Origin of the sequence: Paracoccus marinaquae, assembly GCF_018860165.1 — a bacterium.
Lineage (GTDB): Bacteria > Pseudomonadota > Alphaproteobacteria > Rhodobacterales > Rhodobacteraceae > Paracoccus > Paracoccus marinaquae.
In genome coordinates, this window is the sequence record NZ_JAHKNG010000009.1 from 37,249 (window position 1) to 52,331 (window position 15,083).

Annotated in this window: 15 protein-coding genes and 2 tRNA genes; 7 read left to right on the plus strand and 10 right to left on the minus strand. The window is 67.2% G+C overall.

Annotated elements, in window-relative coordinates:
• Positions 1–75: 75 nt before the first annotated feature.
• Entirely contained in the window at positions 76–459 is a 384-nt protein-coding gene (locus KNW02_RS07260; protein WP_216032601.1) for a hypothetical protein, read from the minus strand.
• Positions 460–654: 195 nt separating this feature from the next.
• Here KNW02_RS07260 and KNW02_RS07265 point away from each other — a divergent pair, with 195 nt between their 5' ends.
• Entirely contained in the window at positions 655–843 is a 189-nt protein-coding gene (locus KNW02_RS07265) for a hypothetical protein (RefSeq protein WP_216032602.1), read from the plus strand.
• 35 nt (positions 844–878) lie between these two features.
• Here the strand turns inward: KNW02_RS07265 and KNW02_RS07270 are convergent, their stop codons facing one another.
• From KNW02_RS07270 to KNW02_RS07285, 4 genes are all read right to left on the minus strand, one after another.
• A complete protein-coding gene (locus KNW02_RS07270; protein WP_216032603.1) occupies positions 879–2,057 on the minus strand; it encodes a dipeptidase in 1,179 nt (392 codons plus the stop codon).
• Positions 2,058–2,175: 118 nt separating this feature from the next.
• Complete coding sequence (locus KNW02_RS07275) at positions 2,176–3,990, minus strand: M3 family oligoendopeptidase (protein WP_216032604.1); 1,815 nt, start codon at positions 3,988–3,990, stop codon at positions 2,176–2,178.
• A 117-nt stretch (positions 3,991–4,107) separates the two neighbouring features.
• Positions 4,108–4,914: a GNAT family N-acetyltransferase gene (locus KNW02_RS07280; protein ID WP_216032605.1), complete on the minus strand. Its 807-nt coding sequence runs from the start codon at positions 4,912–4,914 to the stop codon at positions 4,108–4,110.
• 16 nt (positions 4,915–4,930) lie between these two features.
• Positions 4,931–5,659, minus strand: a complete 729-nt coding sequence (locus KNW02_RS07285; RefSeq protein WP_216032606.1) for a DUF72 domain-containing protein — start codon at positions 5,657–5,659, stop codon at positions 4,931–4,933.
• Between the two features lie 167 nt (positions 5,660–5,826).
• Between KNW02_RS07285 and KNW02_RS07290 the strand changes: the two genes are divergently transcribed.
• A tRNA-Thr gene (locus KNW02_RS07290) sits at positions 5,827–5,901 on the plus strand.
• A 193-nt stretch (positions 5,902–6,094) separates the two neighbouring features.
• On the opposite strand, the gene KNW02_RS07295 is transcribed toward KNW02_RS07290, so the two are convergent.
• Positions 6,095–6,168: transfer RNA gene (locus KNW02_RS07295), tRNA-Cys, on the minus strand.
• Positions 6,169–6,294: 126 nt separating this feature from the next.
• Here KNW02_RS07295 and KNW02_RS07300 point away from each other — a divergent pair.
• Genes KNW02_RS07300 through KNW02_RS07310 form a run of 3 tightly spaced genes read left to right on the plus strand, consistent with a single transcriptional unit; the run spans position 6,295 to position 9,670 of the window.
• Positions 6,295–6,948 carry a protein-L-isoaspartate O-methyltransferase family protein gene (locus KNW02_RS07300; protein WP_216032607.1) on the plus strand — a complete coding sequence of 218 codons (654 nt, stop codon included), beginning with the start codon at positions 6,295–6,297 and terminating at the stop codon, positions 6,946–6,948.
• A gap of 11 nt (positions 6,949–6,959) precedes the next feature.
• Positions 6,960–8,333 carry a TolC family outer membrane protein gene (locus tag KNW02_RS07305; protein WP_252733532.1) on the plus strand — a complete coding sequence of 458 codons (1,374 nt, stop codon included), beginning with the start codon at positions 6,960–6,962 and terminating at the stop codon, positions 8,331–8,333.
• Between the two features lie 23 nt (positions 8,334–8,356).
• Positions 8,357–9,670 (plus strand): hypothetical protein, encoded by a 1,314-nt coding sequence (locus KNW02_RS07310; protein ID WP_216032609.1) that lies wholly within the window; start codon positions 8,357–8,359, stop codon positions 9,668–9,670.
• Positions 9,671–9,753: 83 nt separating this feature from the next.
• Here the strand turns inward: KNW02_RS07310 and KNW02_RS07315 are convergent, their stop codons facing one another.
• The 3 genes from KNW02_RS07315 to surE are packed head-to-tail and all read right to left on the minus strand — an operon-like array spanning position 9,754 to position 12,440.
• On the minus strand, positions 9,754–10,908 hold the full coding sequence (locus tag KNW02_RS07315) for a M23 family metallopeptidase (RefSeq protein ID WP_216032610.1): 1,155 nt from the start codon (positions 10,906–10,908) through the stop codon (positions 9,754–9,756).
• A 36-nt stretch (positions 10,909–10,944) separates the two neighbouring features.
• Positions 10,945–11,607 carry a protein-L-isoaspartate(D-aspartate) O-methyltransferase gene (locus KNW02_RS07320; protein ID WP_216032611.1) on the minus strand — a complete coding sequence of 221 codons (663 nt, stop codon included), beginning with the start codon at positions 11,605–11,607 and terminating at the stop codon, positions 10,945–10,947.
• The gene (gene surE, locus KNW02_RS07325) at positions 11,607–12,440 is read right to left on the minus strand and encodes a 5'/3'-nucleotidase SurE (protein WP_216032612.1); all 834 of its coding nucleotides are present in this window, start codon (positions 12,438–12,440) and stop codon (positions 11,607–11,609) included. Before surE ends, KNW02_RS07320 begins: the two co-directional genes overlap by 1 nt.
• Positions 12,441–12,612: 172 nt before the next feature.
• Between surE and KNW02_RS07330 the strand changes: the two genes are divergently transcribed.
• Positions 12,613–13,527 carry a sulfite exporter TauE/SafE family protein gene (locus KNW02_RS07330; RefSeq protein WP_216032613.1) on the plus strand — a complete coding sequence of 305 codons (915 nt, stop codon included), beginning with the start codon at positions 12,613–12,615 and terminating at the stop codon, positions 13,525–13,527.
• The gene (locus tag KNW02_RS07335; RefSeq protein WP_252733534.1) at positions 13,527–14,405 is read left to right on the plus strand and encodes a TIGR02186 family protein; all 879 of its coding nucleotides are present in this window, start codon (positions 13,527–13,529) and stop codon (positions 14,403–14,405) included. Before KNW02_RS07330 ends, KNW02_RS07335 begins: the two co-directional genes overlap by 1 nt.
• Positions 14,406–14,496: 91 nt before the next feature.
• On the opposite strand, the gene iscR is transcribed toward KNW02_RS07335, so the two are convergent.
• The gene (gene iscR, locus KNW02_RS07340; protein ID WP_216032614.1) at positions 14,497–14,955 is read right to left on the minus strand and encodes a Fe-S cluster assembly transcriptional regulator IscR; all 459 of its coding nucleotides are present in this window, start codon (positions 14,953–14,955) and stop codon (positions 14,497–14,499) included.
• Positions 14,956–15,083 lie beyond the last annotated feature (128 nt).

A 15,083-nucleotide genomic window follows, 5' to 3' on the forward strand; every position in this document is an offset into this window, starting at 1 on the left:
GTGCCTTGCCGGCCCTGCGGCCCCGTCGCAGCCAAGGCCGGCCGTCGGGTCGCATCATCCGGGGATGGCCCTCGTTCAATCCCACCACAGGCGAATGGGCGGGCGGCAGAAGTTTCCGACAGCCATTCCGACAGGAATGGACCCGTCCCGCGGACCCGAGCCGAAATGGGACAGACCCGCGCCTTCGGCCTTCTGCGCCGGATCGAGCGTGAAGAGGATCCCCTCCGCCGCCTTGCGCGGCTTTGGCGATGCCCGCCAGATCCGGGTCTTGCCCGGCAGTTTCATGACCCGCTCGGCGAAATCGCCGGCGGCGCACCAGTAATCGGTGTCCTGTCGCGGGGAATCAAAGGGCACCGCGATCTCGGTGGGGCCGACCTGCATGGCCGTCATGCCGTTCTGTGCCGTGAAGGCCGCCGCCGGAAGCGGCAAGAGTAGCGGGACAAGGAAACATACTCGCATCGCAAGCTCCTCTGCATCCGTCACAGGGTCGCGCCGGCGGTCGCGCTTGGCAAGCCCGGAACGATCGCCCCGGCGTTTTCGCGGGTGGTGCCGCCCGAGTGACGCCGCCGGGCGAGATTTCGGTTTGATCGAAATCAATGACACATTCGCAGGAATGCATATCATCCGTGCCGATCGACCGGACGGAGGTGTTCGATGCAGCGTCTTTTCATGCTCTTGCTGACCATTGCCATGGGCACCATGGCCGGGATCGGGGTGATCGTCGTTCTGGTCCTGGGCCATGTCGGTCTCTGGCCGATCCTGATCGGCGCGGGAACCGGCGCGATCCTGGCAGTCCCGGTCAGCTGGATGATCGCCCGCCGGATGATCGCGGGCGAGGGCTGACGCCCGCGCCGACACCGCGACGCGGGGATCCGGGGTCAGTCTCCGGGCAGGGCCTCGGACAGGTAGCGCATCATGTTGCCGCCCATCACCTTGGCGATCTGCGCCTCGTTCAACCCCGCATCCATCAGCGCCTGGGTCAGCGCCGCCAGATTGGCCGCATCGAAGGGCGCATCGACCGAGCCGTCATAGTCCGAGCCAAGCGCCACCTGATCCTCGCCCAGCAGATCGACGGCGGCCCGGATCGCGCCGGCGATATCGGCCGGTGTCCCGCCGCAGACCACGTCGGACCAGTAGCCGATCCCGACCAGCCCGCCCTTGCCCGCAATCGCCTGCATCTGCTGATCGGGCAGGTTCCGCGGCGTGTCGCAATGCGAGCGGATGCCGGTATGGGACAGGATCGGTCTGGTACCCTCGATGGCCAGAACCTCATCGACCATCTGCGGCGAGGCATGGGCCAGATCGATGATCATGTCCTTCGCGATCATCGCCTCGACCATCTGCCGCCCGAAGGCGCTGAGCCCGGCGCCCGTCCCGCCCTCGCCGTGCAGGCTGCCGCCCAGTTCATTGTCGAAGAAATGGGTCAGCCCCATGATCCGGAAGCCGGCGTCGAACAGCACCTCCAGATTGCCCGGGTCGCCCTCCAGCGGATGGCTGCCCTCGGAACCCAGGATCGCGCCCAGCACCTGCTGGCCGCCGGCCCGCGCCTCCAGCACCGCGGCCAGATCGGCGCGCGTGCGGATCACCCGCAGCCGGTCGGAATCGCGCGCCGCCATGTTGCGCAGCGCCCGCGCCTGCACCAGTGCGCGTTCCTTCAGCGAGAACCACGATTCGACCGGCCGCAACTGGCCGATGAACAGGGGCGTGATATTGTCGGGCGCCGCAGCGCTGTTCTGGTCATAGTTCTGGCCGCGCGGGCTTTTGGTCACGGTGGTAAAGACCTGCACCGCGACATTGCCTTCCAGCAGGCGCGGAACGTCGGTATGGCCGCGATTGCCGCGTTCAAGCAGGTCCCGGTCCCACAGCAGCGGGTCGGCATGCAGATCCCCGATCACCAGCCGCTGATGCAGGGTGCGCGCCTCGGCGCTGACCGGCCAGCCCTCGTCGGGCATGCGCAGCGGGTTCAGCGCACGTTCGACATATCCCGGCGCCAGCGCGAAAAACGCGACAGCCCCCGCGATCAGCACCACAATCAGAATCAACAGAATGCGCTTCATCCTCCGCCTTTCTGCCGCAGCATAGCGCCCGTCTGTCACAGGGCGATGAAAAACCGGGCTTCTTTACCGCTGAAATGCCCGCGACGGGTGCCGCCGCGGGGCGAGGGCGAGGCGGCCCCTATTCCAGCGCCTCCAGCTGATCGATCAGCCCCTCGATCATCGCCAGCCCCTTGTCCCAGAAGGCCGGGTCCGAGGCATCCAGCCCGAAGGGCGCCAGCAACTCCTTGTGGTGCTTCGATCCGCCCGCCGCCAGCAGGTCGAAATATTTCGACTGGAAATCCGGCAGCCCGTCCTCGTAGGCGGCATAAAGCGCGTTCACCAGACCGTCGCCGAAGGCATAGGCGTAGACGTAGAAGGGCGAATGCACGAAATGCGGCACATAGGTCCAGAAGGTCTCATAGCCCGGCATGAACTCGAAGACCGGCCCAAGGCTTTCGGCCTGCACGCTCATCCACAGCGCGTTGATGTCGTCGGGGGTCAGCTCGCCTTCGGCGCGGGCGGCATGCAGCTTGCATTCGAAATCGTAGAAGGCGATCTGGCGCACGACCGTGTTGATCATGTCCTCGACCTTGCCGGCCAGCAGCGCCTTTTTCTGCACCGGGTCGGTGGTCTCGGCCAGAAGCGCGCGGAAGGTCAGCATCTCGCCGAAGACCGAGGCTGTCTCGGCCAGGGTCAGCGGCGTCGAGGCCAGCAGTTCCCCCTGCGCGGCCGCCAGCCGCTGATGCACGCCATGGCCCAGTTCATGCGCCAGCGTCATCACGTCGCGCGGCTTGCCGAGGTAGTTCAGCAGCACATAGGGATGCACCGTCACCACCGTCGGATGGGCGAAGGCACCCGGCGCCTTGCCCGGTGTCACCGCGGCGTCGATCCAGCCCTTGTCGAAGAACGGCCGGGCGAGATCGGCCAGTTTCGGCGCGAAGCCGGCATAGGCGTTCAGGACCGTCTGCCGCGCCTCGTCCCAGCCGATGGTCCGGGGCGTCTCGGTCGGCAGCGGCGCGTTGCGGTCCCAGACCTGCAGCTTGTCCAGCCCCAGCCATCGGGCCTTCAGCGCGTAATAGCGATGCGACAGCCGCGGATAGGCCGCGGTGACGGCGTTGCGCAGCGCCTCGACCACCTCGGGTTCGACATGGTTCGACAGGTGCCGGCCATGCTGCGGCGTGGGCATCTTGCGCCACTTGTCCTCGACGGCCTTTTCCTTGGCCAAGGTGTTGTGGATGCGCGAGAACAGCTTGACGTTCCTGCGAAATACCTGCGCCAGCGCCCGCGCGCCGGCCTCGCGCCGGGCCCGGTCATGATCGGTCAGCAGGTTCAGCGTCGCCTCGAGGCCCAGCGTCTCGCCGTCCAGGTCGAATTCCAGCGCCGCGGTGGTTTCGTCGAAGAGGCGATTCCAGGCGGCGGCCCCGACGACCGAGTTGTCGTGCAGGAACTGCTCCAGCTCGTCGGACAGCTGATGCGGGCGCATGGCGCGCATCCGGTCGAAGACCGGCTTGTAGCGGGCAGGACCGTCGGGCGCGGCGAAGACCGCGGCATAGGTTTCATCGGGCACGCGGTTGAACTCGAGGCTGAAGAACACCAGTGGCGTGGTGATATCCGTGATCCGGGCCTGCAGATCGCCCAGCATCTTGGCGCGGCCGGCATCGGTGGTGTCCTGATAATAGCGCAGCCCGGCATAGGACATGATCCGCCCGGCGGTGATGTCGATCCGCTCATAGGCTTCGATGCAGGCCAGCATGGCGGCCGGCTCCAGTTCGGCCAGCCGGCCCTGATGGCGGGCGGCGAAATCCTTCACCTCGCGGTCCAGCCGTTCGAGATCGGCCTTGAGTTCGGCGGATTCGGGACCGGGATAGAGATCGGTCAGATCCCATTCGGGAAGATTGCCGAAGGGGCGGCCCTTCACTGCCTCGGCGGCATCGAATGTCGGTTGTCCTGCCATCTGGGGTCCTTTCTGATCTGCTCTAGATGTGGACCGCAGGCGGCGGAACCGCAAGCCTTGGCCCGGCGGCAGCGCGCCCGATGGCGGGCTGACCGGAAATGCCGGACCCGATGGCGGTCAGAGCGCGGCGAAGGCCGGGGCGTGGCGGATGGTGCAGCCCTGGGGCAGATCGCCTAGGGTTTGCAGGCAGGGGCCGGCATAGACCGAGTCGAGATCGGCGGGTGCAAAGCCGAAGCGCCCGTAATAGGCCGGATCGCCCAGCACGACGATCGGAAGCCCGCCGGATCGGGCGATCGCGTCGCGGATCAGCGCGCTGCCGATGCCGAGGCGCTGCGCCCTGGGCGTGACCGCGACCGGCGCCAACGCCAGGGCAGGGCGGTCGCCCCCGATCGGCGACAGCGCGACATGGCCGAGGATGGTTCCGGCCGCATGGGCGACAAGCGACAGGCTGAGATCGCCCTGATCGCGCAACAGCCGGACCAGCCGGGCCTCATCCGGCCCCTCGAAGGCCGCCTGCAGCAGGGCGTCGATGGCGGCGTGGTCGGTCGCGGTCTCGGCGCGGATCGCGGGCAGGATGTCGTGCTGGTGGAAATCCCGGGTGATCGCGCCGCTGGCCTGACCCCAGAGGCTGTTTCCGGTGCGGGCCTTGTGTGCGGCGAAGGCATCTTCATCGGTGAACAGTTCTGCAAGGTTCCAGATCAGCGGATCGTCGTCCTGCCGGATGTCGAAATGCAGGCAACCCGGCTCGGCCCGGCTGAGTTCGACGTGATCGGGCAGCAGTGACAACGCGGTCATCATCTGCGCGGCGTCGGTGCAGATCAGCCGCCCGTTGAGGGCAATCATCGGTCGGGCGAGGGGGATCGCTGTCCCGCCCGGCGCGCAACCGTCCTGGCGGGGGTGATGATGTCCGCAGGCGCAGCTCATACAGGTGTTCCTTTCTTCAGGACAGGCGCTCGATCAGGGCCAGGGCCGCCGCGGGATTGCGCGGCTTTTCGCCCGAGATGACATAGAGATAAAGGTCGCGCCCTCTGGCGATCTCGCGGGCCTGCCGGGCCCAATCGTCCAGCGCGGCATCGGGATAGCCTTGCGGCAGGTCTGTCGTGCCCATCAGCCGCAGATAGGCGAAATCGGCGGTGTCCAGGTCGATCTCGGGAAATTTTCCGTCGCAGGCCCGGATCAGGGCGATATTGCGGTCGCGGCAAAGGGTCGCGGCGGTGTCGCAGGCAAAGCTGGCGTGCCGGGCCTCGATCGCGTGGCGCAGCGGCAGGCCGTCATGGCTGTCGGGCAGCAGGGTCAGGAAGGCCCCGAAATCCGCGGTGTCGAATGCCTTGGTTTCGGCGAACTGCCAGTTGATCGGCCCCAGCTTGGCCGCCAGCCGGGTGACGCCGGAGTCCAGAAACCGCGCGATGCTGTCCCCGGCCTCGGCGAGGACGCGGCGGTTGGTGGCGAAACGCGGCCCCTTGACCGCGAAGACGAAGTCGTCGGGGGTTTCGTCGTGCCATTTCTGAAAGCTCACGGGCTTCTGGCTGCCGTAATAGGTGGCGTTGATCTCGATCGAACTCAGCGCGCGGCTGGCATATTCCAGTTCGCGCCGCTGCGGCAGGCCCTCGGGATAGAAGACCCCGCGCCAGGGGGCAAAATTCCAGCCGCCGATACCGATGCGGATCATCGGACCCCTCCCGTTCTGCGCCATGACCGGCACCCATCTATCGGGTCGCCGCACGGGTATCGTCAAGTCGGACAATGGGCGGGAATGACGCGAACCCCACCGGCCCGACCGGACCGGCAAGACGGGTTGCCGCGCGCCCTCCGCGCGTGATAAACAACCGCGGCGTCGCCCCTATAGCACAGCGGTAGTGCAGCGGTTTTGTAAACCGAAGGTCGGGAGTTCAAATCTCTCTGGGGGCACCATTTCTTCCTATTCCGCCGATGAAATTCCCGGACATTTTGAAGATAAGGCTGGATTTTAATCCTGCAGGCCGGGTGCGGCAATATGCCGGAGGCTTGCGTGAAAACGCCTTCAAGCCCTAATGAACATGGTGGAAATCCGATTTCGCGATGGCCGGCCTGAAGCGGAGACAAGTCGCCATGCCATTGAATTCATTGGAGGTGGGTACCGGAATCGAACCGGTCTTCACGGATTTGCAATCCGGTGCGTAACCTCTCCGCCAACCCACCGCCGAACAGAGTAAACACCGCATAATGGATTGCCGCGCGCCATGCAAGACGGGAACGACCGGCGTTGCCTAGTGCAGGAAATCGTGGCATTAAGTTGAAAAAGCAGGTCGAGCAGAGGTTCCCGACATGACCGAATTCGCCGCAAGCCGAACCATGATGGTTGACACTCAGGTTCGACCGAACGACGTCTTCAAGTTTCCGATCATCGAGGCGATGCTGTCCATCCCGCGCGAGGAATTCGTGCCGCCGTCGCGCCGCAATGTCGCCTATACGGGCGAGAATATCGAGATCGGCGGCGGTCGCGTTCTGCTTGAGCCGCGGACCCTGGCCAAGATGGTCGATGTACTGGATGTGAAGCCCGAGGATCTGGTTCTGGATCTGGCCTGCGGCTATGGCTATTCCTCGGCGGTTCTGGCGCGGCTGGCCGAGGCCGTCGTCGCCATCGAGGATAACGAGGAAATGGCCGGTGAGGCCGAACGGCGGCTGGCCGAGGCGGGCGTCTTCAACGCCGCGGTTCTGACCGGGCCGCTGTCCGAGGGGGCGCCGAAGCAGGGACCTTACGATGCGATCCTGATCGGCGGCGGCGTCGAAGAGGTGCCGGCGACGCTTCTTGACCAGTTGAAGGAGGAAGGGCGGATCGTCGCGCTGTTCCTCGAGGGCAGGCTGGGCGTGGTGCGTTTGGGGCACCGCCTGAACGGCCGGGTGACCTGGCGGTATGCCTTCAATGCCCATGCGCCGCTGTTGCAGGGATTTGGCCGGGCGCGGGGGTTCTCGCTATGAGGGGCGCGCGCATGTTCCGTCTGGCTGCCGGTGCGGCCCTCATGCTGTCGGTGGCGCTGCCGGCGGCGGCCGATTCGCTGGCCGACACGATGGTCGCGGCCTATCGTCATTCAGCGTTGATCGAGAAGAACCGTGCCGTGTTGCGCGCCGCGGATGAGGATGTGGCCAACGCGGTGGCGCAGCTGCGCCCGATCCTGCAATGGGCGCTGGAATATTCGGTCGAGCATACCGAGGGCCGGGACACCGTTCGCTCCGGTTCGCTGTCGCTTGGGGCCGAGATGGTCCTCTATGACTGGGGGCGTTCGCAAATCGCGATCGATGCGGCCAAGGAACAGGTGCTTGCCACCCGCGAGGCGCTGGTCGGGGTCGAACAGGACATCTTGCTTGCCGCGGCAAGTTCCTATTTCGGAATCCTGCAGGCGCAGGAACAGGTTGCGCTGCAACTGAACTCGGTCGAGGTGCTGGAGCGGGTGCGGCAGGCGGCCCAGGACCGTTTCGATGTCGGTGAACTGACCCGCACCGATGTGTCGCTGGCCGATGCGCAACTGGCCGCGACGCGGGCCACATTGGCCACCGCCGAGGGTGACCTGCAGATCGCGCGCGAGAATTACCTGGCGGTGACCGGGCGCAGGGCCGGTTCGCTGGATCGCCCGCCGCCCTTGCCGCAACGGCCGGCATCGGTCGACGCCGCGCGGGCCGTCGCGCAGAAGACGCATCCGCTGATTCTTCAGGCACAGCGTCAGGCGGCGGTAAGCGAACTGGGAGTTGCCGCGGCGGCGGCCGAGCGGCGGCCGTCGCTGACCGCCAATGCCGGGCTGGGGATCGGTCGCAGCCCGGACGGGGGCGGACAATACGACAACCGGATCGGGGCATCGGCCAGTCTTGAGCTTGCGCAGCCGCTTTATACCGGCGGGCGCCTGTCCTCGGCCTATCGCAAGTCGATGGCGCTGCGCGATGACGCCCGTTCCAGCCTGCTGAACGCCTCGCGGCAGATCAGCCTCGAGGTTGGCGAGGTCTGGGCGAATATCGATGTCGCGCGGGCGCAGATCGGCGCGATCGACACGCGGATCGTCGCGGCGCAACAGGCCTATGACGGGGTGCGCGAAGAGGCTTTGCTGGGCGCGCGGACCACGCTGGACGTGCTGGATGCCGAACAGTCGCTGCTTGAGGCGCGGGCCGAGAAGATCGTGGCCCAGTCCAATCTCCAGTTAGCACATTATCAACTTCTGGCTGCTATGGGTTTGCTGACGGTAGAACACCTGAAGCTTGGGATTCCGACCTATGACCCATCGCAATACTACAATGCCGTGCGCGACGCGCCCTATACCAGCACCCAGGGGGAAAGCCTCGATCGCGTTCTGCGCGCGATCGGCAGGGGCAACTGACCCCTCCGCCAAGGGGGTGCGTCATGGCTGAGCCCCGTCCGCAGCAGGGCGCCGCGCGGCTGTCCGAAGATATCGGCGACGTACTGGGCGCGATCCGTCGGCTGCTTGCCGAGGATGATGCCTTCATCCCGGTCCGCGACGACGACCATTCCGAGGCCAGAGATACGGATATCGGCAGCTTCCTGGCCAACCGCCATGGCGGCAATGCATCGCTGGCCCGGCGGCTGGTTGCCTCCGGCAGCGAAGGCGCCGTGACCGATCGTCAGCCCCCCCGGGTGTTACCGCCCAGTGCTGCGGTTGACCCGGATGCCGATGTCTGGCCTCTGGGAGGGCGGGGCAATGCCGCCGACGCGTCCCGTCCCCGTCTGGCGGTGGCGCCAGAGCCGGCTGGTTTCACGCCCGGGCAGCCGCGAATTCAGCGGCACGATACGGAAAGCGACCAGAAGGCGGCAGGTGATCAGCCGCAGGTGCCAGTGCTGCAGAACGGGTTGGCGCGGTCGCTTTCGGAACGGATCGGAGGCAAGTCCGCGGACAGGCCGGCCCAACAGTCAGCCCCGCCCGAGCGGATCGATTTCCGTCCGGTCAGTGCCGAGACGCGCCGATCCCAGCCATGGCTGCAGATCCCGACGAGAGGGGGCGATGACACCCGGCTGCGCCTCGATGCGGCGCGCCGCGTGGTCACGACGATGGCCGCCGCGCCCGGTTCCGGATCGGAAGGGCAGGGCGGCATTCGGCCTGAGCCGCCCCTTTCGCGACCGGATCTTCGCGCGACTGCACCGGCGCAGATGTCGCGGGAAGGTGTCGTCGCGACAGCCTCGCCCGATTGCGTGGAGGATTTTGCCGAGGCCCTTGATTGGAAGGCGCGGATGCGGCCCGTTCTCGAGGAACCCTCCGCCTGCTTGGCAAACACTGCTGTCACCGCGATGGGGATGCCTCGGGCCAAGCCGGCGGAACCGGCCGGTGGCGATGCCATTGGCCGCGCGCCCACAGCGCCCGGCGCGGATCCGGCGGGACTGGCGCCTCTGGCGCCGCTCGCCTCACCGTCCGGGGAGGCCGAGGGGTTCGCCGACGTGATCGCCGCCCTGGACCGTTCCGGATCCGAGGGCGATATGGCCACCCCGACAGGGCGTTCGGAGGCGGATCATCCGCCCTTGGTCCATGACACGATCACCGGTTTGTCGCCGGAGGCCGAGGAGCAGAGCATCCGTGACCTTCTTCGCGAGATGATCCGGGAGGAACTTCACGGCGAATTGGGTGAACGCTTCTCGCGCAACCTTCGGGCGGTGATCCGCCGCGAAGTGGCGGCGGCCATCGACGATCAGCTCGAGCGGTTCTGAAACGACCTGACGGCCCCGGTTCCGATGGATCGGGGTCGGGGCATATCGTTCAAGGCCGGATGGAACCCGGGCGGCCGGGACGGTCAGCGCAGATACTTCTCGGGATCGACGCTGTCAAAGCCCTGGCGGACCTCGAAATGAACGAAGCCGCTATTGCCCGCCGTCCCGATCTTCTGCCCTGCCGAGACCTGTTCGCCCTTCGCGACGCTCAGCTCGTCAAGGCCGGTATAGACCGTCATCAGGTTGCCGCTGTGGCGCACGACCACGATCGGAACCCCCGATGTGTCGCGGGTGATGGCCGCGACCGTGCCGCTGGCGCCCGCGCCGACCGGTGTGCCGACGGGTGCGGAAATGTCGATGCCCTCGTTGCGGCCCTTTTCATAGACCCGGATGATCGCGCCCGGGACCGGCATCTGGAAGCGACCGCCGGATGAGGCCGCGGTTCGGGTCGAGCCGAGGTCGGTGCTGGGCGGGGTGGGCGCCGGTTCGGCGGCGGGCCGCGTATCCTCCTTCGGCAACGGCTGGGCCGCCGAGGGCGGGCGCGGCGTCGGGCTGCCGCTGCCGGGCGCGGTGGTGACATTGGCCGGCGCCGGTGCCGCCTGACCCGCGACCGGGATCATCAACCGCTGGCCGGTCCTGATGCTCATGTTGGCGGGCAGGCCGTTCCACGATGCCAGATCCTGCACGCTGATGCCGTATTTGCGCGAAATCGACCAGGCCGTCTCGCCCGCCACGACGACATGTTGGCGGGGCTGCGCCGTGGCCGGCGTCTCGGCTGCCGCGGCGGCGGGGCTGCGCCCGGGCACCTCGGGTTTCGCGGCGCCCTGACCGGCGAACGGGTCGGTGACGAGGCCGGTGGTGCTGGTAGTGCCGCCCGTTGCGGGCGTTCCGGCGACCACGCGCCGCGGCAGGACCAGAACCGCGCCCTGCTGCAGCTTTGCATCCGGCGCCAGCGCGTTGTGGCGGGCCAGTTCATCGGCACCCAGCCCCAGCCGGGCGGCCATGCTGGCCGGCGTGTCGTCCTTGCCGGCGACGGCGACCTGGTAGTCCGGGAAGCTGATCACCCCGCGATCGTCCGGCAGCGGGCGCGGCGCGGCCTGGGCCGCAGCCTCGGCCGTGCTCAGCGCGCCGGGCATCCAGCGGCGCAGGTCCGGATCGAAGCTGCCGTTCTGGCCGCATGAGGCCAACAGCCCAAGCACGGCGCATGCGCCGGCGAGATGCAAGACTTTACTGCTCATTCTGTCGTCCTCAACCTGCTTTCGCCCGGTCCGGGGTCATGTCTGTCCCAACCCCTCGACCAGCGGCACGAAGCGTACCTGCCGCAACTCGTCATAGTCGAAACCGGTCTCGGATCGGGTGACGCGGATCAATGTCTGCACGGCATCCGACTGTCCGACCGGCACCACCATGATACCGCCGATCTTCAACTGTGCCAACAGTGGCCCCGGCGGATCCTCGGCCGCGGCGGTCACAAGGATGCGGTCGAAGGGCGCCTGGTCGGGCAGCCCGCGCGAACCATCGGCGACCTGCGCGGTGATGTTCGAGATGCCGAGGTCGTGGAAGATCGCCTCGGCCTCCTGCACCAGCCGGCGATGACGATCGACCGTATAGACCCGGCGGCACAGCGCCGACAGCACCGCCGCCTGATAGCCCGAGCCGGTGCCCACCTCCAGCACCGTGTCGCGCGGGCCGGGGTTCAGCGCCTGCGTCATCAGTCCGACCACCGAGGGCTGGCTGATGGTCTGCCCGCAGGGGATCGGCAGCGGCGTATCCTCATAGGCGCGATCCGAGAACTGGCCACGCACGAACAGGCCCCGGTCGATCCGCTCCATCGCCTCCAGAACCCGTGGATCGGTCACCCCGCGCGAACGCAGCTGGAACAGGAAGCGCATCTTGCGCTCGGCCGGGTCTTCCGCGTCGTCCTCGGGATCGTTCATCAGGTTCCGCTGACCTCCTCCTTGTGGCGGTTCGCTCCGGGCTCGCCGTCCAGTGCCTGCGCCAGCCGCTCCAGCGAGAGATGGCAGGTCAGATCGGCGCGCATCGGCGTCACCGACACGAAACCGGCCATGTTCACCGCGACGTCGCTGCCCTCCCGCGCCGGGGCCAGCTGCGAGCCGCCCGAGACCCACATGAAGCGCCGGCCGTTCGGCGCCGTGAAGGGGACGGCCCCGAAGCGGGTTCCCTGACGGCGACCCTGCGGCGCCACCCGGACGCCCTTTACGGCAGAGGCAGGCACCGGCGGGAAGTTCACGTTGTAGAACAGCCGGAAATCCTCGTCCGAGGTCCAGTCGCCGTGATCCAGAAGCCGCCGGATGACCGCCGCGCCGTGCCGGCGGGCGGTTTCGAACGGGTCGGCCAGATCGGCGGTCTCGGGGCCCAGATATTGCGACAGGGCGATGGCGGGCAGGCCCTGAAGCGCGGCCTCCATGGCACCCCCGATGGTGCCCGAATACATCGCATTCTCGCCGGCATTGTTGCCGCGGTTCACCCCCGACAGCACCAGATCGGGCGGGGTCTCGGCCATCACATCGGCGACCGCGGCCAGCACGCAGTCGGCCGGGCTGCCCTCGGCGGCATAGCGCCGCTCGGCCAGGCGCGCGATCATGGTCGGATGGGTATAGCTGATGGAATGCGCGACGCCCGATTGCTCGAAGGCCGGTGCCACCGTCCAGACCTCGCCCCGCGGGCCGGCCAGTTCGGTGGCGATCTCGGCCAGCACCTCCAGCCCCGGCGCGTTGATCCCGTCGTCATTGGTGATGAGTATGCGCATTCCGGCCCCGCGCCACCTGCTGCCGCCCCCGCCATCCGCGAGCGCCCTGTTCCATCCCTTTGCTTAGCCTTGCGCCGGGTCCGCTTCAACCCGTTGATCGCCACGACGAAAGCGGTTTGACCTGCGATGTGGCCCGTTGCATCCTTCCGCTGTCTCAACCGGCGCGCGGCACATGCAGATCTATCTTCCCATCGCAGAAGTCTCGGTCAATGCCTTCGTTCTGACGGGGCTTGGCGGGCTGGTCGGTCTGATGAGCGGGCTGTTCGGCGTCGGCGGCGGGTTCCTGATCACGCCGCTGCTGTTCTTCATCGGCATTCCGCCTCCGATCGCGGTGGCGACGGGGGCCAATCAGGTCGTCGCCTCCTCAGTCAGCGGTGTTCTGGCGCATGTCAAGCGCAAGACGGTGGATTTCCGCATGGGCGGGGTCCTGCTGGCGGGCGGTCTGGTCGGGTCGTGGCTGGGCGTCTGGGTCTTCACCATCCTGCAGACCATCGGTCAGGTCGATCTGGTGGTGCAGTTGTGCTATGTGGTGTTTCTGGGCCTGATCGGGGCGATGATGCTGCACGAAAGCATCGTCGCGCTGCGCCGGTCCAAGAACCCCACCTATCGCAAGCGCCTGCATCAGCATAACTGGGTCCATCGCTGGCCGGTGAAGATGAAGTTCCGCGCCTCGGGCCTTTATATCAGCGTCTTTCCCCCGCTGATGGTCGGCGTCGCTGTCGGGATTCTGGCCGCGATCATGGGGGTCGGGGGCGGCTTCATCATGGTGCCGGCGATGATCTATCTCTTGGGGATGCCGACCAAGGTGGTCGTCGGCACCTCGCTGTTCCAGATCACCTTCGTTACTGCCTTCACGACGTTGATGCATGCGGTCAGCTACAACACCGTCGATGTCATGCTGGCGGTGCTGCTGATCGTCGGCGGCGTGATCGGCGCGCAGGTCGGCACAACATTGGGCGCGAAGCTCAGGGCCGAGCAACTGCGCATCCTGCTGGCCCTGCTGGTGCTGCTGGTCTGCGGCAAGCTGGCGCTGGACCTGTTTCTGACCCCGGACGAGCTTTACTCGATCCGCACGGGGGCCAACTGATGCGTGGGGCGTGGACCCTCGCGCTGTGCCTGTCGCTGGCCGCGCCGGCCGCGATGGCGCAGGCGCCCGGCTCGACCGTGCCGCCGGCGCCGGCGGGAAGTGATTTCCCGGTCTATCCTCATCCCGACCAGCGTGGCGTGTCGAAAAGCGACGAGGCCAGGGTTCCCGCCGAGAAGGTCGTGGCCGGCCTGTCCAGCGATGCGGTGGCGATCACGGCCAGTTTCGACGGCTCGGACATCCTCATCTACGGCGCCGTCAAGCGCGAGACGCCGATTCCCGATGGCCCGCCCCTGCAGGTGATCATCACCGTCGAGGCCCCGGCCGAGGCGCTGACGATCTGGCGCAAGCAGCGCCGGGCCGGCATCTGGATCAATACCGATCGGGTCGATATCGGCGCCGCGCCGGGTTTTTACGCCGTCGCCACCAGCGGGCCGCTGGACCGGATCCTGCTGCCGGAATGGGACAGCCGCTATCGCATCTCGTTGCCGCTGGCGCTGCGGGCCTTTGGCGGCGCGCAGAGCGTCGAGGACACGGTGCCCTATACCGAGGCGCTGATCCGGCTGCGCGAGCAGAACGGGCTTTATCGCCTCGAGGAAGGCAGTGTGAAGCTGGTCGACCAGACCCTGTTCCGCGCCGATGTCAGCCTGCCGGCCAACCTGATCGAGGGCGACTACAAGACCCGGATCTTTCTGCTGCGCAATGGCGAGGTTGTCGATGTCTATCGCGCGCCGATCGAGGTCAGGAAGGTGGGGGTCGAACGCTGGCTCTATCGCCTGGCCTTCGACCAGCCGCTGCTCTACGGGCTGATGTCGCTGGCCGTCGCGGTGGTGGCGGGCTGGGGCGCCTCGACCGCCTTTCGCAAGCTGCGCCGGGCATGACCCGGGTGGCCCGTGCCGCACCGGGCATCCTCAGCGGGCGTTGCGACCGATGGCGACTGTGCCTCGCGGGCAACGGGTGGCCCGACGGCCGCTAATCATCCACCACGTTCAGGATCTGCGGCAGGGCCGGGCAGGGCAGAAGCTGGTTCTTTGCCACATCGGCCAGCGAATGGTTGTGCAGGAAGACATAGACATGGGCCGACAGGCTTTCCCACAGCCGGTTGGACAGGGTCTGGGCGCGCGAGCCCGAAATGCCGCCCGAGGCGCCGGCGCCGACATGCATGGCGCTGACGGTTTCATCCACCGCTTCCAGCACCTCGGCCACGCGGATCGTCTCGGGCGCGCGGGCGAGGCGATAGCCGCCGCCCGGTCCGCGCACCGATTCCACAAGGCCGGCGCGGCGCAGGCGGACGAAAAGCTGCTCCAGATAGGGCAGCGAGATATCCTGGCGGCGCGAGATCTCGGCCAGCGAGGTCAGGTCGTCGCCTTTGGCGATGGCCAGGTCGGTCAGCGCGATGATCGCGTAGCGGCCCTTGGTTGACAGTTTCATCGCGTGATCCTCCATGATGGCTGGCGCCCGCATTGACGGGTGGCGCGCGGCTGCGCTATGCCGCCCAAGCCCGTTTCTTGCGCAATCGACGCTGGCTTCCCAGATAGCTGGTCTAGAAGCCGGACGCC